Genomic DNA, 23,365 nt, shown 5'->3' with positions numbered 1-23,365 from the left:
TATAAGAGTGTCTTTTCTAATAGTTTTTTAGCAGAAGCAAGCAGCTCCAACTATGATTAATAAAATAAATAATACAACTAATAAAGCAAAGCCACCGGCAAAGCCGCCGCCACAACTACCACCAAAGCCCATAATAGTTCCTCCTTTTGGTAAGAGGATAAAACAAGGGATCACTCAAGTATTTTAATGGATTCATTTTACCTTATGTTTTTATCGAGCAATTGAGCAGGTCCTTTTAAAAAAGAAAAGACGCCATAGGGCGGGGAGATAAGGTTTTAATTTTTAAATCTAAATCTACAATAGTATGCTCAGAAAGTATATGGAAGTGTTGCAACGAGAGGGATTTACAGTAAAGAAAAATATAGCTCAACAAGAATAATGCAATCTATCCAATTGAAAGAGCAATATATTTGAAATTTTCATGATTACTCCTTTTAGATACAGATTGCTCTATTCATAAGAACTTTATTAAATTTATAACAAGATCATCATTTAAATAAAAAGAGCACTATTTATGGTGCTCTATGACCAAGATTCATACTGAAAAAAGGACAACTTCACCGACAGGTGAAGTCTGTATAAAATGAGGTGAAGTTCATACATAAGTTGTTTGGAATTGCATCATAATTTGTAATTACACAGACTGTGTATGCTTTATATCCCTATTAAATGATTTTTGCACCAGAACCAAAAAGACCACCCTAAGGTGATCTTCTTATGTAGGGCGGGAAGACATCGGTCTTCCCTTCGGGTTGCCCCGATGGAAAGGGCGTTTTGTTTCCAAAACTGTTTTTCCTAATTACATAGTATGCAAGAGTTTCAGTTTAGTTCCTAAATTATTCAATAAAAAACTAAAAGTTAAATATATAACTTTTGTTTTTTATTTCTGATGGATTGATCCCATCGCTATCAAGCTAAAGTTATGAAGTATCCCCTAAATGAAAATTTTTATCGCACTACAATTATTTATGACCATCCGGCTCATTTTTTTCGTATTGGGGGTGATTTGTATTCTTAACCTGATAGGCATGTTATTAAATGATTTTTGCACCAGAACCAAAAAGACCACCCTAAGGTGATCTTCTTATGTAGGGCGGGAAGACATAGGTCTTCCCTTCGGATGGCACCGATGGAAAGGTCGTTTTGTTTCCAAAACTGTTTTTCCTGATTACATAGTATGCAAGAGTTTCAGTTTAGTTCCTAAATTATTCAATAAAAAACTAAAAGTTTAATATATAACTTTTGTTTTCTTATTTCTGATCAAAGGCAAATATTTCGGTTTCAGCTCCTCTTGATGCTACTCCTATAAACGTGTTTCTGTATCTAGCTGTGGCGCTATGCGTGTAGAAAATCCTTCGTAAAATGCTGTTTTCCCCAAACTTTGTATGTTTGCCATCCATTATTTTCGTTAACTTCATTTCTTGTTCTTGCTACGTTATCAAAAAGCGAAACTTGTTCCTCCCCTTCCTAGATTAAATTCGTTAGAGAAATATGTATGCTGAGACTGGATGGGTCAGTCTATTTTTGACGTGAAAAAATAGAAAACTGTCTCATACTCGGAATTTGGTCCATTATTATCAAATTCTCCTTTTAGTAAGTCCTCCAATTTATACCCATTTAAATTTAGACAAGTACCTAACTAATCTTGTTTACCATATATTGCTTTCAAGAATAGAATTATAGGAGGAATTATCATGCTAATTAAAACATATAGCTCATATATAATTCCATGTGGTCAATTTAGTAATTACTCTCCACAATATTTATCTAGATTTCCCCCTTTGTATCCATTATCTTATCCAGAGTGTCATTATGATTATTATAGTAATTGGAATTGTGAATACACTGGAACGTCAATACATGATATTCATAATTCTGAATTGGAACGAATGAGTTTGCCGAGCAGTGGATTAGAACATTTAGGGCATGAGATAGATCATGCAGTGCATCATCCTCCTGTGTGTCACGGTCATACTGGATACCTGACAAATAAGTTTGACTTAGAACTCAAAATTGAAAATGGCGGTTGGGTTACAGCTTGGGCAAATGACATTGCAGAAAAAGATGTATTACAGGGAGTATCTGTATTTAGCGCTAATCCAAGTGCCGTCTTGTACTGGATAAATAACTTAGTGAATCGTACTATTGCATCATTACAAAATGATGCACAACACAAGTTCACGGCTGAGATGAGGAGAGTAGCTAATGAAATAGCTGCAGATGTTATTAGACGAGCAATTCAAGGGAAAAGTCCATTAGAAACCTTTAAACAATTTGATACATTTGACTTTAAAGCAGGGGCAATAAGATATTCTGGTAGAAATATGTTATGTGGTAAGACAGTATCTACTACTTGGGGAATGAAGCCTTATATTGCCCTTAGAATGCGCTAAATTTATAAACCTGAAGATAAACAAAGGGGAGAATAGATTCTAACAGTGGAAGCAATGAATGTGTTTGTTCCTATAAACAATATAGAGAATTGATGTTTATATAACTGAAGAAAGAAGGGGCTCAAATTGAGTAGCCCCTTCTTTTTTATTTAAATTCTACATGAAATTTAGTGTCAATGATTCCAAAAGCAACTTTACATGGAAACGGATTTTTTCCTGCTGAAGCAGCACGCATACAAGAAAGCACCCAATATTCCAGTTCTAAAGGTAAGCGGTATGCTTGAATGCTACTATCATTGTTTTTTACTGTTACGATCAGTGTATTTACCCTAGTTGTAGCAAAACCGTCCGTTGTTATCATTGCTACTGCATCATTAGTATGAAAACCGGTACTTAAAATTTCATAAAGCTTTCCATCTTTCTCATTTATAATCATAGGTATGCTTAAATAGGGATAGTTATTTATATCATTATGAATAACTGTTCTTGCTGTATTCTTTCTTATCTGATTCCCTTGCATTTTATACACTCCTTTATAACAATCCAAACGTGATTACTTAAATCTATTCTATTTTACGTCTATTATGTTAGAAAATTGTAGTGTCATCTTATTATAAAAAGCATCGGTACATATGATAGTACTATTTAGCGGATCAATATCAACAACAGTCATATAAATTGAGAGTAAATAACCGTCTTCATAATATGTAATTAATATTTTTTCTTCTTTCCATTCATTTCTTAAAAGCATAGTTAGTTCAGTCATATTTCGTCCTATGTACATACTTTCATCCCTATAATATGTAGTTTGAATGAATATTGAAATAATATGAGGAAGTTTAAAAATAAAATTAAGAATAGCTTTTAAATGGGTTGGTTACATTATTGATTGTGGAGGTGAGAAAGATGAACAAAAAACAACAAGGTTACAATAAGGCAACTTCTGGCACTAGCATCCAAAGCACAAATGCTAGCTATGGTACAGAATTCGCAACTGAAACAAATGTACAAGCAGTAAAACAAGCGAATGCACAAGCAGAGGCAAAGAAAGCACAAGCTTCAGGTGCACAAAGTGCAAATGCTAGTTATGGTACAGAATTCGCAACTGAAACAAATGTACAAGCAGTAAAACAAGCGAATGCACAAGCAGAGGCAAAGAAAGCACAAGCTTCAGGTGCACAAAGTGCAAATGCTAGTTATGGTACAGAATTTGCAACTGAAACAAATGTACAAGCAGTGAAAAAACAAAATGCACAATCAGCTGCAAAAAAATCATAATCTTTTAGCTCTAACCAATAATGAAGGAAAACACTTCTCTATCTTAAGAGAAGTGTTTTCTCAGGCTGTGAAGAAAGTCTTCTCCACAGCCTATTTTTGTGTCTGAACAAATACATAATGTATCATTAGTAACTTTAGGTGATGAGTTTGCCACAGTTTTAAAAACTGAAGAATTGATTAAAAAGTTGTAGTTAGTTGAAACAATACAATCTTAAGGTGTTTGTTTTAACAGTATATGATATACACAGTTAGGAATACTGTCTTACGCCCATCAAACTAAAACGAAAAAAAGCTATTTCTTTGTGGAATATACAATTAAAATCACATTAAAAAAGAACAGTCAAAAATACTGTTCTTTTTTGCTATCTCTATAGATAGCTAGCGACTTAGTAATATAGGGAAAAGGGTTATGGTGGTTGGGATGTTTATCATCCTATTGATAGCTTATGTAAGTACTAAAAAATAGCTTGTACAATTATCATAATTAATATATTTTATTTTTAATAAATTAATGAACTAGACATTTAATAGAGGAAGAAGGCCTAATCAATTAATTTATGAATTTCATAGAATATGGTGTAAATAAATTTATCGGAAATGGGGTTATGTTAGATGTCTTTTGAGGATAGATGTGAATGTGATGAATGTAATAGACGAAGACGAATAAAAAAATAGAAAGTTTGAAGGGGGGGGATTGGGTGATTTAGGAAGAAGACGATTAAATGGTTTTAGAGAGGGCGATAAAATCAGAGTCTTTTCAGGTGGAGATCAGATTGATGGAACAGGAGTTTTTATTCGTGTAGAAGATGGATTTCTTATTTGGGTTGATAATAATGCAAACTTCAATGTGACAAGGCCAGATGTTATTAGTGTTCAACGAAGTTCTTAATGCCTTTTAAAAACAAAATAAGATAAGATAAAAGTCCTCTTCTCTTATTTTGTTTTTAAAAGTAGATATGTTTATTAATTTATATAATGTTGTTGGACATCAATAAGATATGGTTTTAATCTCTTTGTTTATAGTGTTTTGAATGTATACTTTTCTTGATAATTTTGAAGATATCAGGGGAATTGTTGCAAAGTCAATGCTTTAGGTGATTTGAATGTAAACTAATAGTTGAAAGTTTACATTCGAGAAGAGTAAAAAAAGAGTCCTATTAATTTAGGACTCTTTTTTGTTTTATGTAAGAAGATTTTTATCTTTTTAATTGATGATATGTTGAACTGATTGCTCCGACAACAAAGCTTAAAACTAATGCACACATAAAATTATCTAGCACTTATCCTCAAAAACGTACCAATATTTTAAAAATATTGGTACGTTTTTGGGGATATATCCATACAATAACCTGCTGTTTCATCACAGAATAAAAGGGATTATGACAATTATGACTATAACAGCTTTAATTACTATTTTATTACTTTCATTATCCTCTAGTATAGATAATTTTGGAGTAGGGATATCTTATGGTATTCGTAATATTCGTATAGGTTTTTTAGCTAATTTTATAATTGCGATTATTGCTTTTATTTTTAGTGAAATGGGTATTTTATTTGGACAATATATTTCAAAAGTTTTTCCTGGCACATTATCTGATGTTATTGGTACATTGTTTTTGTTTGTAATTGGTTTACGAATTATTTTAATGACAATTCCAAGAAAAAAGAAAGTTAATCAAAAAGTACTTGATGAAGATGAATCTGTTTCGAATATTATTACTGGATATTTAAAATCTCCTGAAAAAGCTGATCTTGATAAATCAGGAGATATTAGTTTTTTTGAATCTATTGTTCTTGGTATTGCTATATCTATGAATGCTCTTACGAATGGATTAGGTGCAGGGTTATTAAAATTATCTCCATTTGCTATTTCATTATCAGCAGCCGTATTCAGCTTTTTAACTGTTTGGTTAGGAGTTAAATTAGGAAAAAAGGTTGCAAATGTAAAGATTGGATCATGGACAATAGGACAATTTAGCACAGCTTTAAGTGGATTTATATTATTATTAATCGCTGTACACAATTTGTTTTAAGTACAAATTGAGGTGAATACATTGGAGTTTTTGTCGGCTTTATTGTCAATTGTTATTATTGATTTAGTGATTGCTGGTGATAATGCGATTGTAATTGGTTTGATTGCAAAAAAATTACCGAAAAAACAACAAAAGAAAGCAATTTTTTGGGGAACAGTTGGAGCAGTTATTATTCGTACACTTGCTACTTTAATTGCTGTATGGTTATTAAAAATTCCAGGGCTTTTGTTAGTTGGAGGAATATTAGTAATTTGGATTGCTTTTAAGCTTGTAGCATTAACAGAGAATCCAGAAGAAAAAAATGTTACTTCAAAAAATAGTTTGTGGACAGCAATTCGAGCTATTATTATTGCAGATATTGTTATAAGTCTTGATAATGTATTGGCAGTGGCAGGTGCTTCGCATGGTAGTTTTTTATTGGTGTTTTTAGGATTATTAATTAGTATTCCGATTGTGATTTTTGGAAGTAGTCTATTTATTATATTCGTTGATCGTTTTCCTTTTATTATTTACATCGGAGGTGGTGTAATAGCTTGGACGGCGGCCAAAATGATAATGCATGAACCATTATTAAAAACGTATTTTTTAAATAATGCTTTTCTATATTGGGGAACTATTATTTTAATTGTTGGAAGCGTGTTATTAGCTGGGAAGTTAAAAAAATTAGTAATGAAAGAAAGAGCAACCATTGAAGATAGGTAATAGATAAAATTATTTTTGTTTTCTGATATTTTGTTGTGTGTAAAAAATACAGGTCGATAGAAGTGGCTAACTCCTTGCTTCGCTTCACCTTGACATTGGACCCACATCCAAAGACAAGGGGTATGAAAAAAGATCGGATAAATATTTCTCCTATCTTTTTTGAATCCTTAATTAGTTTAACTAGATTATTTTATTAAAATTTCATGTTCTGGTTCTAAATGAATTAATATATGAGCTCGATTAAACTGTTTCATAATATGATGTTCTATTCGATCACATAATTCATGTGCTGTTTCAATATCATATTGAGATGAAACAACCAGATGAAAATCTATATACTCGGTTGGACCAGAACGTCTTGTGCGAAAATCATGAAATTCAATATATTCACCTTTATAAGATTTAATAATGTTTATGATTTTTTCTTCTTCTTCTTGTGATAAGCATGCATCTATTAGAGGAGGAAAAGATTCTTTCATTAATTTAGAAGCTTCAGTCATGATATAAATAGCTAAAATAATTCCAATGATAGGGTCTAAAAAATACCATTTAGTTAAACTAACTAAGAATAAACTTATTGCAACACCTAATGATGTATAAACATCTGTAAGTAAATGTAGTGCATTAGATTTCATTGCTATGGATTTTGTTTCTTCAGCAGTTTTATTAACGATGCGTGATATTACAAAATTAATGATTGCCCCTATTAACATAACAAGTATCCCTAAAAAAGGAAGTTGGATTGGTTCAGGATTTATGAGTTTCAAAATACATTCGTAAATGATCCAAAAGCCAGCTACAAAAATTAATAATGTTTCAATTGTTCCTGAAATATTTTCTACTTTCCCATGTCCATAAGGGTGTACCTTATCAGCTGGTCTATTCGAAATTCGTACGGAAAAGAAAGCAATTAGTGAAGCTACTAAGTCTAATGAAGAATGAATAGCTTCAGAAAGAATAGCTATTGATCCAGTGATGATACCAATAACAACTTTTAAAACAACAATAAAAGAGTTACTTAATACTGATAAAAAAGCTATTTTAGATGAATTCATAATGTTATTTTTCCCCCTAACTTTTAGGCATTAGTTATATGTTATCAATTTAAAATACAGTGGGTCTACAGCAATCTTTTTGTAAAAAGCAATAAAAATTGAATTCATTTTAATATGTTTCCTTTTGGCATATTAGCGTTTCTCATGATTTATGTCCCCCTATTAGTGTGTTTCTGTATCTAGCTGTGGCGCTATGCGTGTAGGAAATCCCTCGTAAAATACTGTTCTTCCCAAACTTTGTGCGTATTTCATCCATTACTTTTGTTAACTTTATTTCTTGTTCTCGCTGCGTTATGTTATCGAAAAGGGAAATTTGTTCCTCCCCTTCCTGGACTAGATTCGTTAGAGAAATGTTTATGCTGCGAATGGGTTCGCCAGTATAATGTTGATGTAAAGAATATGTACAGATCTGATAAATATCCATTGTTAAATTAGTCGGGCGGCTTAAAGTGTGCGTTTTTCTAATGCCACCGGTATAACTTTTACTGTAACCAACGGAAAAATGAACGGTTTGAGCGAGCTTGTTTTGTCTCCTGAGTCGATAACAAACTTCTTCAATATGCTCTAGTAAAACAATCGGAAATTCTTCTATTGTATAGTCACGCATTAGAATTTGGCTTTTCCCTATAGAAGTTGTAGCTGGAACATATTCTGAAATGCGACTAAAGTCAATTCCGTGGCTATGTAAGTGCAATTCCTCTCCGATCTTACCGAAGCTTTGTTTTAAGTGTTTAAGGGGATAATTAGTTAAATCCTCAATAGAATGTATGCCTTTTCGATTTAATTTAGCTTCAGTTTTATGAGAAATGCCCCAAAACTTACTAAGCGGTCGTATGCTCCATAGTTTTGTAGGTACATCCTCGTACTTCCAACAAGCAATCCCGTCCTTGTTCTTCTTTGCTTCAATATCTAAAGCAACCTTACTCATTAATGGGTTAGGAGCAATGCCGATGGTACATTCAATTCGTGTGTACTCATATATTTCACGTTTGAATTTCATAGCGAATTCGTATGGATCTTGAGCGAATAAATGGATACTATCCGTAATATCCATAAAAAATTCGTCGATGCCGTATTGGTGAAAATCCTCAATAGGAACGTATTGTAAAGCTAATTTTGTTATGTAATTGGAGCATTTTATATAAGTGCTCATAATTGGATTTACCACGAGAATATCTTTACGACGTGGTAATTCATACAACCGTGCCATTTTCTTAACGCCCAGGGCTTTTAGCGGTGGAGTTGCAGCCAAAACAATAGAGCCACTCCTGTTAACATCACCAACTACAGCTAATTTTGTACGAAGTGGGTCGAGTCCCATTTTAATGCAACTAACTGAAGCATAAAAACTGCAAAGATCGACACATAAGATGATCCTATTCGGTAGGATTGAATAGTCGTACACTGTGATTCCTCCCCAAAGTAAAAGAACGTTTGTTCTTATTGTATACGAACTTGCGTTCTTTTATAAAGAGGTTTTAAAAATATAATTTAAATATAAATGTTTTGTTAAAAAGAATATTTAACAAAGAGTTTAAATCTCCAAAAACGAAACACTTCCTTAGCTATAGCGTTATGAATGTCTCTAAAACCGACAAAACATTACAAAGACTGTGCAAGCTTCGTCGATGAATTCTTAAAGGTATCAGCTATTATGTATTGAAATTCTCTAATAGGAGGTGGCGTAGCGCTATGTCAGAAGCAGAGATAGTATATAGCAGCAGTGAGGTCTATAGTCGTTTAGGAGTAAGTGGTAGCACACTTAGAAAGTATTCGGATGTTCTTGAACGTGAAGGGTATGATGTAAGAAAGAATAGTCGAGGAAGAAGAGAATACACAGAGTTTGATGTTGTACTTATTGAACAGTTAGTAGAGTTGAGTAAGCAAGATGGTATGACTTTAGAAAAAGCTGCGAAAATGATTGCGAAGCAGTTTGGAATCGATAATAGGAAAGAGGAATCCCAGGGATCAGATCCAGTTCCTTATCAAATGCAGTATCAATTCCAGCAACAATATAGCGCTATGATAGAAGAGATTAATAAGGTGCAGCAAGCAAACCTATTAGAAATGGAAAAGAGAATAGGTGATCGTATAGATCGAAATAACATATTAATCGAAGAGGATATTAAAGAAAGAAATAAATTAATAATGGAAGATATGAAAGATCGGAAGGAACATGAAGAAAGGATAGAAAAGAGGTTAGAGCTAAGAGATGATAATCTTATGAAGATGGTCAGAGAGATTCAAGATGCTAAACGCACTATTGTATCAGCCCAGGAAGAAATAGCGGCAGCAAAAAAGAAATCCTGGTGGAAGTTTTGGGATTAAGTTTAAATCGAGTGTTTTTTATGAAAGTATAACTTTATAAAAATATAAAATTATACTTTCATAAAGTGCGACTATACTGTAACCATTGAATTCTAAGATCTTATATCTTACGTTTAAAGTATTCATTCAATGGCATATCTACTATATATGATATAATTGAAGTAGGAAATAAGATAAATTTTACCAGTAGATAGGGGTGTTTTTAAGATGATGGACAAAACAGAGGTTGAACAATATTTCAAAGATAAAAAAGAGGTGTGGCTTTAAAATAAAGTCGTACCGTTTATAAAAAAGATGTACCGTTTTAAAGAAAGTTATACCGTTTGTAAAAAAGTTGCGCCGTTTCACTTAGAACAAGTAAATGCTATCCATTTTTGTGAATTTCTTATCCAACGATTTTCTTCTTTAAAAATGTACATTGCTGATGGACGTTTTTTGCAGTAATCCCTGTAAAAAAAAATTCATCTTTTTGGATATATCTAATAGTTTACTTTAAAAAATGCCTTTATTTTCTGCAATTATCAGTATATGAAAAATATATATAAACATATGTATCTCATACACCAATTTTTGATGACTAAGCACGAACAACTAGTTAGCTGTGATTATGATTATAGTTAAACATTCTAGGATTCCCTTATGATAATGATATTATAGTGTTAGATAACATTTATTATTTTACCTTCAGAGGCAATAACTTAAAGAAGCAGTAATTAGTTTAAGTAAGGAAAGAGAGTGAATTCATGAAAATTAGAGTGGCAAATGAGTTAGACTATCCAGAATTAAGAAATGTGTATTTGCAATCACGTAGTAAAACATTTTTTTGGGAAAATACCGAAGAGATGATTTTGGAAGATTTTGATAAGCACACTGTGGGAGAGCACATCATATTAGCCGAGGAGAACAATCACATCCTTGGTTTCGCTTCATTGTACTTACCCGATAATTTTATCCATAATTTATTTGTTCACTCAGACTTCTTGGGTAAGGGTGTTGGTGGACGGTTACTTAATGCTTGTATAGAGAAAATGAATCGTCCATTGAAATTAAAGTGCGTATCTAAGAACCAGAAAGCGATGAAGTTCTATGAACGTAATGGTTGGAAAAAGGTTGTTGAAGAGGGCAATCCAAATGAAAAATATTGGGTTATGATGTATGAATAAAAATGTCAATACTCTAGTATCATTGAAACTAACGTTGCGGTTTATTAAGAAATTTAATTTATAAGAAAGATATAACTTTTTTATAATGAAGTTAATCGATCACATTAAAAAGAGCATGTTTTGATCAATATTTTTTCAAAATTCGCTCTTCTTATTTGCTTTAATATCAAGGTTAAAAGCTTAAATTAAACTGTATTTCAAAGTTACAAGAGGAAGCATTAAAAAGAGCGAGCAAAATTCTTGATAAGGAAATTAATTGGTCTAGCTTTAATGGTATTATAGGTGGCAAAAATGATATATATGAAGTGGTTTTGGAAAAACATAATACAGTTGAAGCTTATGTTGTAGATTGGATGTATGGTCATGAGTTAGCATACAGTAGCGATAAACATAAAAATCTTCCGTACAATAAACATAATAGATCCTCTTATAAGGTACATGCGTTGTTGGAGGATGAACTTTCAAGAAAATTTATTGTTTGTTGTTTAATGAAAACATATTTTAAGAGGAAAAAAGCGGCGTGATTATCACGCCTTTTTATTAGTGTTTATTTATAATTTCACATACCGTATTACAAGTAGAAATAACATCTTATTAATGATTGACACTCTATTCCTAAAAATGCTAACTTTTTTAAAGGTAAAGTAATTAGAGGTTCATTGTTTTAAGAAAACATATATAATGAGGAAAGGTGTTAGAATGCTTGTAGAGAAAGGGAATGTCTTTTCTTATAGCCTTTAAAACTCAATATATAGATAATTCAATTAAATAAACCGTACATTTAGAGAGGAAGAAAGTAAGATGTTTAAAAAAGTTACACCAGTTGTGGCTTCTATTATAGGAGCAAGTCTTCTGCTAACAGCTTGTAGTGGGGGAAAAGAGACTGGAAATACAGCAAAGGCAACTGACAAAAATGAAACAAAACAATCCATTAATTTACCGTATATAGCGGAGATCCCAACAATGGATGTAACAAGGGCAACTGATAGTGAATCAATGAATGTAATGCGTAATGTGTTCGAAGGTCTGTATACACTAGGGGAAGACAATAAAGTAATTCCCGGTGTGGCGAAATCTTATGATGTGAGTGAAGACAAAAAAACGTACACATTTCACTTGAGAGAATCGAAATGGTCAAATGGAGCGCCTGTTACAGCTGAAGACTTCGTGTTTGCTTGGAAAAGAGCTGTGAATCCTGATACAGCGGCAGAATACTCGTTTTTGTTCTTTGATATAAAGAATGCAAAGAACATATATAGCAAAGAGTTACCTGTAGATCAGTTGGGGATAAAAGCAGTAGATAATAAAACATTAGAAGTACAATTAGAACAGCCCGTTCCGTACTTTATAAATTTGACAACGTTTCCAACGTTTTTACCAATAAACGAGAAGTACTTTGAATCAAAAGGGAATCAATATGGTCTAGAAGCGGATCAGTTAATTTATAATGGAGCATTTACGTTAGATAGTTGGAAGCATGAACAAGGTTTTCAATTTAAGAAGAATAAAAGCTATTGGGATGCCAAAACAGTCAAATTAGACGAAATTAACTTTGATATTATAAAAGATAAATCAACAGAAGTGAATTTGTATGAATCAGGTCAAATTGATCGTGTAGGATTAACAGGAGATTTTGTAGACAAATATAGAAAGAATCCAGACTTCAAGGAGCGCCCTGAAGTTACTATGCAGTTTTTACGTTTGAACCAAAAAAATGAAGTATTAAAAAATAAATATGCAAGATTGGCAATCAGTAAGTCATTTAATAAGAAAGCTTTTACGGAAACCGTATTAAACAATGGTTCACTTCCAGCGGAAGGGATTGTACCGCTTAATTTTGCAAAGGGATCTGAAGGAAAAGACTTCCGAAAAGAGAATGGGAATCTAGTGAAATATGATGTGGATGTAGCGAAGGAAGACTAGAAAAAAGCCAAGCAGGGGCTAGGGAAAGAGGAAGTAACATTAGAATTACTAACGAGTGACAATGCGTTAGCGAAGAGAAATGCAGAGTATTTAAAGGGTGAGCTTGAAAAGAATTTGAATGGATTAACTGTGAATGTTAAACCGCAGCCACGTAAACAACAAATTGAATTGTTATTAAGTAGCAATTATGACATAGGTGTTGATGTATGGGGGCCAGATATTCCTGATCCTATTACATTTTTGGATTTATTTACGACAGATAGTACATATAACTTTGATAAGTATTCAAATAAACAATATGATGAACTAATTCATAAAGTGAAAACGGATTTATCTGGTGATGAAAAGGAACGTTGGAAAGTAATGAGACAAGCGGAGAAAATCTTATTAGAAGATGGAGCAGTAGCGCCTTTCTATCAGCAAGGTAGATCGTATTTACAGCGCTCTTTTGTCAAAGGTATTGTGACGAATGATTTTGGTGGAGAATTTAACTATAAGTGGGCGGAGGTTAAAAGGTAGGTTAATAGATAGGTGGATAGATTTGAAATATGATGAAGAAAAGGAATAGGTAAAAAAAGGAGTCGATATCCGACTCCTTTTAGTTATAAATAATGTGGAGTTAGAGTATAATTTTATATGGGTATATTGTATTAGATGAACTCTTTATCCTTTAATGGTGATTAATGATGGATTGTAAGAGGAGGGGCTTACAGTCCTTTTTTATGGTGTTTTATAAGCTTTCTTATATAATTAAATGCAGTTTGTATCAAGCAGATTGTTAAATATTGATCTAAGTAATTATAAATTTGAAGCAAAACTCAAAGTACATTATCATTCTAATCAATGAACAGAATGTAGATTAGTAAACAGGCTGTTTCTGTTTTTAAGCATAGAATATGATGAATTCTATTATTATTTTAAATTAACTAAATGGAAGAGTTACATCGTATTACTAAACCAAATGCAAAAGCAGTTTTTAAAGTTCCTTATGGATCAAGTGATAGTGCTTTTGAAGATCCGACGCATGTGAGACAATATTTTTTACATTCCTTTGATTATTTTTGCCAACCTTGTTATTGGCGTGCAGATCATGGATATAGAGGCGACTGGTTAATCGAAAAAATTATAATCATTGTAGATGCAAACAAATATCAAGTGGAAACTGGGGCAGAGATATTAGATGATGTGAATAAGTACCGGAATATTATTCTTGAAATGATAGTTGAACTACGAGCTATAGAACCAATTCGAGAACCACAACGTGAACTATTTACAGCCCCACCTATTGAGATTCGTTTAGGTACTACGTTTTAGGTGGAAAATCTAAATTCAAATAAAATAAAGATATCTATAACAGAGGTGCTCAGATGATTACAATTAGTTTATGTATGATTGTAAAAAATGAAGTAGAAACACTTAATAGATGTTTAGAATCAGTTAAAGACATCCCTGATGAGATTATTATTGTAGATACAGGCTCAACAGATCAAACGAAACAAATAGCTAGTAAATGGACGAAACAAATTTTAGATTTTAAATGGATAGATGATTTCTCAGCAGCTCGAAATTATTCTTTCCATCAAGCTTCAATGGATTACATTTTATGGTTAGACGCTGATGATATACTTTTACCAGAAGAACGTAAAAAGCTACTTGATTTAAAACAATCACTCACTCAAAAAATTGATGCGGTTTGCATGATTTATCATGCGGAAATTGATAAATTTAATAATGTTTTAACCAGCATTCGCCGCAATAGATTAGTTAAAAGAAGTAAAAACTTTCAATGGCACGGCGTTGTTCATGAAGATCTAAGTATTCATGATCAGTATAATTCTCTCGAAAGTGACATCATAGTCACCCATAAAAAAAATTATGCCGATAATGAATCGGATCGAAATCTCAAACTATATGAACAATTTTTGAAAAAAAATAAAGGTAAAATGACAGTTCACGATATATTTCATTATGCCAGAGAATTACATAGACATAAAAAATATAAACAAGCCATTGAATTTTATAACAAGTTCTTAGACTACGAAGATATCCAATTAGAACACAGGCTTTTTGTTATGCATAAATTAGCTAGTTGTTATCATCTAATTGGAAATTTAAAAAAAGAAATAGAAATCACATTTCAGTCTTTAGAATACGATGTTCCTCAACCGGAATTTAGCTGTCGCCTAGGTGAATTCTTTCTTAAGAATAATCAGTTTTCTCAAGCTGCCTATTGGTATAACCAAGCTATAGAAGCACCTTCAGCTAATTCTACTCATTTCATTGAACAACAACCCTTTAAAACTTGGTTACCGCATAAACAATTAGCGTTTTGCTATTTTCAGCTAAAAGACTATAAAAAGACTAATCATCATAATAAAATGGTTCTTCGTTTCTTACCAACTGATGAGGAGACCCTTAATAATATTAAAGTAGTTGAGGAGTTAATGATGACTGATTAACAATCATAGGATGTTTATTCATCTGTAAAATAAATTTTTTTCGGATGATGTAAACATCCTATAGATTTAATAGTTTCTGTATGTATCACCGTTATGAATAAACTCAATTTCCTCACCGCCTTCAGCTGATTAAGATTCAGATAATAATTTTTAATACCTAATAATGGTTTTAATTCATTAGTAAGATTTATATGGATCCTTCAGGTTTTATTAAGTTAGATTTATTGTGCCATAAGTAATTAAGCAAACAATCATGATGATTCCCACAATAGTGGTGAATAGTACAAGGAAGCCAAGAACAATATGGTATAAGAAATAAGCACCAATTCTGATTGCTATTATAAATCCGATTATAAGAACCAACGTTCCAAGTGTATGTAGCGTAATCACCTTCAAAAATACTAAAGTTATGACGAATAAAACTATAATACCGAGGGTTCGCATGTTCGTCGCTCCTTTTTGTGTATATGTGTAATTGTGCACATGTACACAAAATTAATTTAAAAAAATAAATCGTTCTATCGCTACTATTGATATAGAGGGGGTTATCGCTCTATATGTTTTATGTAGGTATAACATGTGTAAATGTGTAAAAGACCACATGTACACATTTACACAAAAATTAATTTAAAAAATAAATCGTTCTATTGCTACTACTGATATAGAGGGGGGATATCACTCTATATGTTTTATGTAGATATAACATATGTAAATGTGTAAAAGACCACATGTACACATTTACACATGTTATTATTATATCTTTTTCTGTTTTTTAGCTTCTTTAAGAGCAGCTTTACGTTTAATGTTTTCATGTTGTGCGTGGAATAGTCTAAGCTCTTCAGCTGACAATTTATCTATATACAAGTTATGCATTTCACCAAGCAGTTCATAAGCATATTGATACTCTGAAATCTCAAGTAATGCATCAAACTCATGTTTAGTTTCTAAAGGCATTCGAATAGTACCACGCTTATCACCATTCACTAGTGTTGCTTTTGCAGGTAAACTAGGGTCATATGGTGTAGAGGGAGTGATATCAGCTTTATAGCCAACATCAATTTTCCCTCCTTTATTTTTAGCACCAGGGTTCTCCCCGCCCTCCTTTTTGTTGAAAAACCCCATATTATTACTCATTGCTCAATTCCTCCATTTTCTCAATTCGTTCTAAAAATTCATCTGCAAATGGTTCGAAAACTTCATTAAATAACTTCTTGTCCCAATATTGATCTTTATTTAAACCGATACGTGGAATGCTTTGGATTCTTTTAGCGTAAGGTATTAAGTTTCTAAATAAATTATTTTCTCCAAAAATGTTTTTCGCATCTTGTAATACCGTTGCATCGATTTTACCAGTACTATGTAATTGATTTGGTAATATGCCGATTACATCAAGAGGAGCATTAAATTCTGTTACTAATTTGCTTAAGAATCGTGAGATATAATCATTAGCGCCATCTAAACTATCACTTTGTGTTTGGAATGCAACAAGTACATAGTCACTTGCCATTGCAGAGCTTTTTGTATAATAAGATGCTGTAGGCGGACTGTCAATGATAACAAAGTCATAATTTTGTTTTAAAGGTTCTAATAGGTGTCTAAAGTAATTAATCTTATTAGCTTCTACTTGATGATAGTTAGGATCAGAAGGTTCAGCATGACCAAATCTTGATGTTAGTAACGTTTCGAAGTTTTCGAAGTCACTATGAGAAGGTAGTAAATCTAAATTCTCCATTATATTCAATTGCATGTCTTCTAAACTACCATCTTGTACAGCTCTCATTAATGTTTTGTCGAAAGCGAAGTATTCATCATTAATTCTTTTTCTTGTTAAGATCATTGTTTTTGTTGTATTGGCCTGCGGATCCATATCTACTGTTAGAACTTTATATCCCTTTAAAGCTAAATGATAAGATAAGTGTCTTACAATAGTAGATTTACCAACGCCACCTTTACTGTTTGCTACAGTGATAGTTAACGGTTTTTTTAATTTCATATATATCCCTCCAAAAAAACTTTTCGTCTTTTTACACATTTACACATTTACACAAGTTCACATGTGTAAAAACTTCTTAGTGCAATTATACTACCTGATTAAAATAATATCAATATATTTTTACACAAGTCCACATGTCCACATTTACACAAGTCCACAGAAAAAATATAATCGTTGATATAATAAGGTTTTAATAGGTTAATATGAATATATTTTTACACATTTACACTTGTGGACATTTACACAAGTGTAAAAATTAATTAGATGTTTTTTTGTTTAATTAATAGAATGAAAGCAGAAAAGGGGTGTTTGCACATTTACACATTTACACATGTGAACTTGTGTAAATGAAAGAAGTTTTGTTGAAATTCATTGTTTACAAACAAAAAAACTTGTTGTAACGTTATAGACAACAAGTTTTCTCAACGCAATTCGATTTAGTTTGATAATATACATAAAAAATTCGGAAGAATTTGTAGGATATATATAAGACACATAAACACAAAAAAACAAATAAAAAAAGAACGGCTGTCTACTTGAGATTTGGAAGATCTCAAGTAGACAGAGGAAGTAGATCTGCTGGAAACATTTCTACTTCTTGGTGAATACAATTTGCTGGAAACATCTTGTATTCCATTTACGTCACTGCACCATCAGTGAGTAAACTTCCCAAACCGTTCTAGTTAACTATGCTATTGAGATATGAAATATCTCTTATTAGTATAGTTAATTAGTGTAGATTTGTAAAGATAGAAACCCCTTTTTAAGTGCATCTATAAGCGTATTTAATTATGGATTTTTCTACCTTTGTATACAATTCGGGAAGTCTATTTATTTAGGTGAGCAGTGATATAACTGCTCACCTTTTTTTGTTGTCTTAAATCTAGTAGAAAGGAGATCCAACATGAATACAGTACAGAAAGCTATTAATCTTATACTTCATAAAGGTTTACGAAAATATAAATCTAAAAACTCAAAAGCTGCTCTAGTATCTATTACAAAACAAGAGAAATTTGAAGACAAAATGCTGAATGGTAAGAAGAATAAAAAAGGATCTATTTTTATTACTCGTAAAAAAGCTGATTTAAGCGCACCTTTTGGTACAAGAGGGGTAGTGTTATCATCTGAGGAAGCTACACTGGATCATGTTGGACAAGCTTCTCACTGGACTCCTAATGTATATAATTTTGGTACATATGGCGAGAATGGTCTTCGCACTATCGTTGGGCATACAGAAAAAAACTTACAGCAAATTAATTGCTTCGTAATTGATATTGATTCAAAGTCATTCCCAATGACAGCGATTAACGATGTTGCGTTAAATGCTGGTTTTGGTGTGCCGACTATGATCCTTCAAACTACAAAGGGTTACCAAGTATATTATGTGCTAGATAAAGCTGTATATGTAACAAATAAAAAGAACTATATCGCTATTAAATCAGCAAAAAGAATCTCTCAAAACTTGAGAGAAATGTTTGCTGAAAGCCTACCACAAGTAGATTTAACATGTAATCACTTTGGATTCTTCAGAATGCCTTCAGAAGAAAATATCATTATGTTCTTTGAGGATAATGTATATTCTTTCAAGGAGCTGCAGGATTGGAGTAAGAGACAAGATGATAACAAAGGCAAAGAATTTTTCGCAATTCCAGGTGAAAATAACGTAATTGAAACTCCATTTTCTAAAAACAAACCTGTAGAGCAACCGAAACAGGTAGAAGAAGCTTGGTTTAAGCAAGTTATAAACTGCACGAATATAGCGCCACAACAAACAAAAGCAGGACGAAACAATGCAATTTTCACTCTGTCACTAGCATGTTTCCAAAGTGAAGTGTCAATTAAAGAAACACTAGATATGATGGATCAGTTTAATAGTAACCTGGAACAACCTTTAGATCATGCTGAGGTTAGAGGGATTGTCATGTCTGCATATTCAGGAAAGTACCAGGCTGCACATAAAGATTACATTGATCGTCTACTTCAAACATATGCGACACCTGGACAAGTTAATTCGTTTAGATCACCAGCTGCATTTTGGAGAAAACACAAAAAGCAACGTGAGGATCGAGTACGTTCTCATTGGCATGAATGGGAAGCGGATATTATTGCTTTCCTGTCAATGAATTCTAAAAATAAACCTGTGTTATACTTTACACAAAAAGAGCTATGTGAAGCGATTAATATCCCTAGAAGTACCCTAAATACTGTCTTGAAGAAGAGTAATAAAATATATAAGACCGTAGAAGGTAAAGGAAAAAGGGCAAAAACAGGATTTTCAACGATTGGAATGTTAATTTCATTTGCATTACGTGAAAAAGGGCAAAAAAGAGAGAGTTATTTGAGCTATTTAAACGAGCTACTCCCCCAAATGGGTAATATCTTACTACAAGCAAAGAACAATAGCGCTATGGCAGAAGAAACAGCATCATATAGCATAATAGAAGGGCTACCAGCTGGTTAAATTTTAATTGTCCACTGTGCCAATACATAATTATATCTCCGATACATCTTTCGGACAGATAGCTCTAGCGTTATACGATAAATAATTCTATATTCACTTCTTGATATGGGGATATTTTGAGTACTTAGAGTTATGTACTCTTTATGGTAAGTGAAATTATGTAGACTGTTTTAGAAATATATTTTATTGGTGGTGTGTTATATGGGTAAAAATTATTCTGTAGATCGTGATAACAAGGGACGATCTAGACATTCTTATGTATTCATGAGGGGGACGGTGACCCTTATCAGGTAACTGTTGACTTTGCAAAAGTAAAATATATAAGGCATGAAGAGTTTGTGTCAGTTGAAGAAAGATCACCTAATTATACGCCTGAAGATAAGAAAACGTCATTTGTGTTTGAGATAGGGGAAAAGATAGCTTGTGCGTTTAAGGATGGTAAGCGTATGAAAGGATTTGTTTTATCTGAGGGAGCTTATTATCTTTATATCAAAACAGAGAAGGGCAATTTTTGTACGATTATGAAGAGTGCTTTATCTTATATTGCACATGGTAATCATACTGTCTTCTTAGAGACAAATGATTTTTATACAGAGGAAATGAAAGCAGCTGGTCATATTAAACCAACGGAGTATGTTTTCTCTGTAGGGGATCAAATTACTGTTTTTTTTGCTAATGGTAAGAGCGTTTCCGGTGTAGTTCTTGATGAAAGTAGATATTGGGTATTACTACAGTCTGAGAAGCTTCAAATTACTGTTTTAAAAGGCAGCTACTCTATTTTAAGCATGGAATCTATGAGAATACACCGTTCTTGTACCAGGCTAATAAGAGATTAAAAAAGCAATTGAGGAAGTAGGATTTTATTTGATGGTTAGATCGGCTAACTTAATTGTTAGTTTTATGAATTGCTAATTTAAAATAGAGGTGTAGAAAAGAGACGTAACTCTTTATTTAGGGGGTCTCTTTTCTATTAGGGGTACTACCACATGCCCATCAACTTAAGGTTTTAATGTCCCCCCACAACGATAAAAATAAACTTGGTTGCTATAAAAGACATCACGTTTTCATTCTGAAAGTATTATAAAAGTTTAACCTAATGATTATATAGCAGGTACCGATTATTAAAGAAATAATGCAATAAGATTAATCGCTACATTATAGTTCATCTTCTTCAGCTTTTTTACTATTATATTTACTATATCCCTACATGCATAGGCCAAAAAAAAACGCCGCCTATACTGTTTCCAGTAAGGTCCCTCATGGTAATTGTTTCTCCAGATAAATGTGTTAATAAAGTATATAAAACAAAGAAAATAAAGCCTGAAAATATTGATTTTCGTATCAATGTTTTATTATTTGCAAAACGTAAGTATATTTTTTTGATTCTCATCATTATAACTATATACAGTGATGTCGTTAAAAGAATAATTAAGGCTAAAATACCCAGTGATGTAACTTCTTTATTTAAAATCAAATCATATAGGATAGCTCCAAAACAGATAAAAAGAGCTAGAATTCCGGCGTTTGCCATTATTTCGAAGGCAGTATTTTGTTCTCGTTCATCAACAGAAGTACCTTTTCCGAAAAGATATAATTTTAATAACTTAGACATTAATCTTCCTCCCAAAATAAATCATTTAATGTAACACCTAACCTTTTGCAAATTTCAATACATAATTTCAAAGATGGGTTGTATTCGCCTTTTTCTATTAGGGGTCACCATACATGCCCATCAACTTAAAAAATATATAGTATTAGGTTTTGTGAGTGGAAATATTCACTATGGGCTTGATTTAATTGTTTCGGTTCCGTTCCGTTGTTAGCACTTACGGTATTTATTGCATGTAATGATGAAATTTTAGAGGAAGCTATAAAAGGAAAAGTAACCACATTATTTAAAAAGAAGACAGAGCTGATGCTATTAATCTTGTTATGTCTTCTTTGTTTTTGTTCAGGGATTTTAATTTATAGGATCATGTAAAGGAGGAATTGATATGAAAGACAAACGGAAAATTATGTTTTATGTGCTTGTAATTTTAGTTGCAGGTGTGACAGTTTTTAATATCTATTTGAGTAAAAAATCAATGAGTGATGGCAAAGAAAAACAGCTAAAACTTTCAAATGAATTACTAACAAGACAAAATGAAGATTAAAAAAAAACGGCTGAATAAAGTACTTCCTTCCGCACAAGAACAACAGAGAAGAGCGTACTTATCGACAGCCGAAACGTTTATTCAATTATCATTTCATCGAGAAAAAGAAGGCTACAGTGAGCGAAAAGAAAAAGCAAAATCCATTATGAGTGAAGAACTTTTACAACAATTTTATCCGACTGATAAATACGAATTAGGAGATACGTATAAAACGAAACCAATAGAAATGAAGTTTTATTTACAAGAAAACGAACCCGATCAAGAAGAAGTAAATGTGTTAGCTGAATTTATAAATGTCACGACTGATACAACGCAAAACCGAGAAGAAAAAGTCAAAAATGTGTTGCGAATCATCATAAAAAAGGAAAAGGAAACATGGCGAGTTACAAGTGTAGAAGAACTCAATATGAAAGTTTTATAACAAAAAAGGTGAGGTGAGAGTGTGATAGGTGCAATCAGTAAGAAGAGTGAAAGAATCAATTTAAGAAGAAATAAGTCATGGATCTACCTAGCAATTATCAGCTTTCTATTTTTGGTTTTTTTCGCTTTCTTGACGTCTAAAATTTACATGCCGAACGATGAAAAATTATTCCATACGGAAACAAATAAAGTAATCAAGTTGTCGGGAATGGGAAAATTGATTGTAGAACAAAGGGAATATAATCCACATAAAAATTTCATAGAAATTCGATTTCGGATAGAAGGATATGAGGAAACTGGCTTTAAGTTTAAGGCACAAGAAAAAAGAAAGCCAGGTGTTCAATTACCTGTCAAAGTGTTATATGAAGAGAACGGGAATTACGTGATAGAAGTCAAAGAATTATCTCCAAATTGGGGAGCGTTAGCTTTGGATATCTACAATAAAAACAGTGAAAAAGAACAAATGGATATTCGGAAATTCACACAAGATGCTAATGAGTACGAAGAAGAAAATACAAGTACAAAGAGTCCCAATAAACTTGTTCAGACGATTTTTACCGATCAAAGAAAAACAAAAGCAAATGATGAATTGTTAGCTGAAAATAAAAAAACATATGAGTTAGATTTTATAGAAAGAGACAAAAAAGATATTGAAACAAAGATCAAAAATTATGGGAAAGCAATCAAGCTTGAAGAAGAAAATGGGAAGACAGTTTTTGAGAAAGTGAAAGAACTAAAAGATGAAATGAAGTACCAAACCGAAGCGGAAAAAACGGAAACCCAATCGAAAATATCATCTTTAGAATCCAAAATAAAATCATCAGAAAAGAAGGTTGAATTGTTTAAAGGAGAACAAAAAATTGCACGAGATAAGATCAAAAAATTAGAGCAAAAGGCGCAAGAAATTAATAAAAACTAAAAAAATTATGTCGTCACTGGGTACTCACCAGTTCAATTTGAGTACTCAGTGAGTGCTCATTTGGTGGTTTTTGTATCGTCAGTGA

The 23,365-nt window shown here is 32.2% G+C and carries 19 protein-coding genes and 7 pseudogenes; 15 read left to right on the top strand and 11 right to left on the bottom strand.

The genetic code is table 11. The features are described from left to right. Positions 1-27 precede the first annotated feature (27 nt). Together FT637_RS27210 and FT637_RS27205 are read right to left on the bottom strand one after the other, a co-directional pair. Complete coding sequence (locus FT637_RS27210) at positions 28-132, bottom strand: YjcZ family sporulation protein (RefSeq protein ID WP_000505684.1); 105 nt, start codon at positions 130-132, stop codon at positions 28-30. A 1,118-nt stretch (positions 133-1,250) separates the two neighbouring features. Then, a pseudogene (locus FT637_RS27205) lies at positions 1,251-1,500 on the bottom strand (hypothetical protein); the annotation flags it as partial. A gap of 194 nt (positions 1,501-1,694) precedes the next feature. Between FT637_RS27205 and FT637_RS27200 the strand changes: the two are divergent. Beyond that, positions 1,695-2,393 (top strand): hypothetical protein, encoded by a 699-nt coding sequence (locus FT637_RS27200; RefSeq protein ID WP_193648897.1) that lies wholly within the window; start codon positions 1,695-1,697, stop codon positions 2,391-2,393. 145 nt (positions 2,394-2,538) lie between these two features. On the opposite strand, the gene FT637_RS27195 is transcribed toward FT637_RS27200, so the two are convergent. Then, on the bottom strand, positions 2,539-2,913 hold the full coding sequence (locus tag FT637_RS27195; RefSeq protein WP_193648896.1) for a hypothetical protein: 375 nt from the start codon (positions 2,911-2,913) through the stop codon (positions 2,539-2,541). A gap of 48 nt (positions 2,914-2,961) precedes the next feature. Further along, positions 2,962-3,177 carry a YolD-like family protein gene (locus FT637_RS27190; RefSeq protein ID WP_227493982.1) on the bottom strand — a complete coding sequence of 72 codons (216 nt, stop codon included), beginning with the start codon at positions 3,175-3,177 and terminating at the stop codon, positions 2,962-2,964. A 107-nt stretch (positions 3,178-3,284) separates the two neighbouring features. On the opposite strand from FT637_RS27190, the gene FT637_RS27185 reads away from it, so the two are divergent. The 4 genes and pseudogenes from FT637_RS27185 (at position 3,285) to FT637_RS27170 (ending at position 6,406) form a co-directional block, all read left to right on the top strand. Further along, complete coding sequence (locus FT637_RS27185; protein WP_193648902.1) at positions 3,285-3,671, top strand: gamma-type small acid-soluble spore protein; 387 nt, start codon at positions 3,285-3,287, stop codon at positions 3,669-3,671. Positions 3,672-4,283: 612 nt separating this feature from the next. Next, a pseudogene (locus FT637_RS27180) lies at positions 4,284-4,560 on the top strand (hypothetical protein). Positions 4,561-5,059: 499 nt separating this feature from the next. Beyond that, positions 5,060-5,704: a sporulation membrane protein YtaF gene (ytaF, locus tag FT637_RS27175; RefSeq protein ID WP_193648894.1), complete on the top strand. Its 645-nt coding sequence runs from the start codon at positions 5,060-5,062 to the stop codon at positions 5,702-5,704. 6 nt (positions 5,705-5,710) lie between these two features. Further along, positions 5,711-6,406 carry a YjbE family putative metal transport protein gene (locus FT637_RS27170; protein WP_193648901.1) on the top strand — a complete coding sequence of 232 codons (696 nt, stop codon included), beginning with the start codon at positions 5,711-5,713 and terminating at the stop codon, positions 6,404-6,406. A gap of 185 nt (positions 6,407-6,591) precedes the next feature. Here FT637_RS27170 and FT637_RS27165 read toward each other — a convergent pair whose 3' ends face one another. Continuing rightward, entirely contained in the window at positions 6,592-7,461 is an 870-nt protein-coding gene (locus tag FT637_RS27165) for a cation diffusion facilitator family transporter (RefSeq protein WP_193648893.1), read from the bottom strand. Positions 7,462-7,603: 142 nt separating this feature from the next. Beyond that, the gene (locus tag FT637_RS27160) at positions 7,604-8,866 is read right to left on the bottom strand and encodes a Y-family DNA polymerase (RefSeq protein ID WP_193648892.1); all 1,263 of its coding nucleotides are present in this window, start codon (positions 8,864-8,866) and stop codon (positions 7,604-7,606) included. A gap of 287 nt (positions 8,867-9,153) precedes the next feature. Between FT637_RS27160 and FT637_RS27155 the strand changes: the two genes are divergently transcribed. The 6 genes and pseudogenes from FT637_RS27155 (at position 9,154) to FT637_RS27130 (ending at position 15,334) form a co-directional block, all read left to right on the top strand. After that, on the top strand, positions 9,154-9,789 hold the full coding sequence (locus FT637_RS27155; protein ID WP_193648891.1) for a DUF3967 domain-containing protein: 636 nt from the start codon (positions 9,154-9,156) through the stop codon (positions 9,787-9,789). Positions 9,790-10,532: 743 nt separating this feature from the next. Continuing rightward, positions 10,533-10,952, top strand: coding sequence for a GNAT family N-acetyltransferase (locus tag FT637_RS27150; protein ID WP_193648890.1), 420 nt, complete (start codon positions 10,533-10,535; stop codon positions 10,950-10,952). 311 nt (positions 10,953-11,263) lie between these two features. Beyond that, positions 11,264-11,476, top strand: a complete 213-nt coding sequence (locus FT637_RS30155) for a hypothetical protein (protein ID WP_227493979.1) — start codon at positions 11,264-11,266, stop codon at positions 11,474-11,476. 277 nt (positions 11,477-11,753) lie between these two features. Then, positions 11,754-13,394 (top strand): annotated as a pseudogene (locus FT637_RS27140) (peptide ABC transporter substrate-binding protein). Positions 13,395-13,805: 411 nt separating this feature from the next. Continuing rightward, positions 13,806-14,189, top strand: a complete 384-nt coding sequence (locus tag FT637_RS27135; RefSeq protein ID WP_193648904.1) for a hypothetical protein — start codon at positions 13,806-13,808, stop codon at positions 14,187-14,189. A gap of 53 nt (positions 14,190-14,242) precedes the next feature. Beyond that, complete coding sequence (locus FT637_RS27130) at positions 14,243-15,334, top strand: glycosyltransferase (RefSeq protein WP_193648889.1); 1,092 nt, start codon at positions 14,243-14,245, stop codon at positions 15,332-15,334. Between the two features lie 210 nt (positions 15,335-15,544). Here FT637_RS27130 and FT637_RS27125 read toward each other — a convergent pair whose 3' ends face one another. The 3 genes from FT637_RS27125 to FT637_RS27115 all read right to left on the bottom strand — a co-directional run bounded on the left by FT637_RS27125 (position 15,545) and on the right by FT637_RS27115 (position 17,327). Continuing rightward, positions 15,545-15,778: a hypothetical protein gene (locus tag FT637_RS27125; RefSeq protein ID WP_193648888.1), complete on the bottom strand. Its 234-nt coding sequence runs from the start codon at positions 15,776-15,778 to the stop codon at positions 15,545-15,547. A 309-nt stretch (positions 15,779-16,087) separates the two neighbouring features. Further along, positions 16,088-16,468: a hypothetical protein gene (locus tag FT637_RS27120; protein ID WP_193648887.1), complete on the bottom strand. Its 381-nt coding sequence runs from the start codon at positions 16,466-16,468 to the stop codon at positions 16,088-16,090. Further along, positions 16,461-17,327: a ParA family protein gene (locus tag FT637_RS27115; RefSeq protein WP_193648886.1), complete on the bottom strand. Its 867-nt coding sequence runs from the start codon at positions 17,325-17,327 to the stop codon at positions 16,461-16,463. Before FT637_RS27115 ends, FT637_RS27120 begins: the two co-directional genes overlap by 8 nt. A gap of 904 nt (positions 17,328-18,231) precedes the next feature. Here FT637_RS27115 and FT637_RS27110 point away from each other — a divergent pair. Then, on the top strand, positions 18,232-19,788 hold the full coding sequence (locus FT637_RS27110; RefSeq protein WP_193648885.1) for a primase C-terminal domain-containing protein: 1,557 nt from the start codon (positions 18,232-18,234) through the stop codon (positions 19,786-19,788). A gap of 201 nt (positions 19,789-19,989) precedes the next feature. Beyond that, a pseudogene (locus FT637_RS27105) lies at positions 19,990-20,644 on the top strand (hypothetical protein). A gap of 347 nt (positions 20,645-20,991) precedes the next feature. On the opposite strand, the pseudogene FT637_RS27100 reads toward FT637_RS27105, so the two are convergent. Together FT637_RS27100 and FT637_RS27095 are read right to left on the bottom strand one after the other, a co-directional pair. Continuing rightward, positions 20,992-21,400 (bottom strand): annotated as a pseudogene (locus FT637_RS27100) (DUF6773 family protein). After that, positions 21,400-21,501, bottom strand: a pseudogene (locus FT637_RS27095) (helix-turn-helix transcriptional regulator); the annotation flags it as partial. The pseudogenes FT637_RS27095 and FT637_RS27100, both read right to left, overlap by 1 nt. 281 nt (positions 21,502-21,782) lie before the next feature. On the opposite strand from FT637_RS27095, the pseudogene FT637_RS30150 reads away from it, so the two are divergent. Both FT637_RS30150 and FT637_RS27080 read left to right on the top strand, forming a co-directional pair. Further along, positions 21,783-22,362 (top strand): annotated as a pseudogene (locus tag FT637_RS30150) (MerR family transcriptional regulator). A 21-nt stretch (positions 22,363-22,383) separates the two neighbouring features. Beyond that, complete coding sequence (locus FT637_RS27080; protein WP_193648883.1) at positions 22,384-23,280, top strand: hypothetical protein; 897 nt, start codon at positions 22,384-22,386, stop codon at positions 23,278-23,280. The last annotated feature ends 85 nt before the right edge of the window (positions 23,281-23,365 follow it).

Source organism: Bacillus cereus (assembly GCF_015071065.1).
GTDB lineage: Bacteria > Bacillota > Bacilli > Bacillales > Bacillaceae_G > Bacillus_A > Bacillus_A cereus_BA.
Note: the sequence above shows the minus strand (reverse complement) of the source record. Positions and strands in the feature narration are given on the sequence as shown.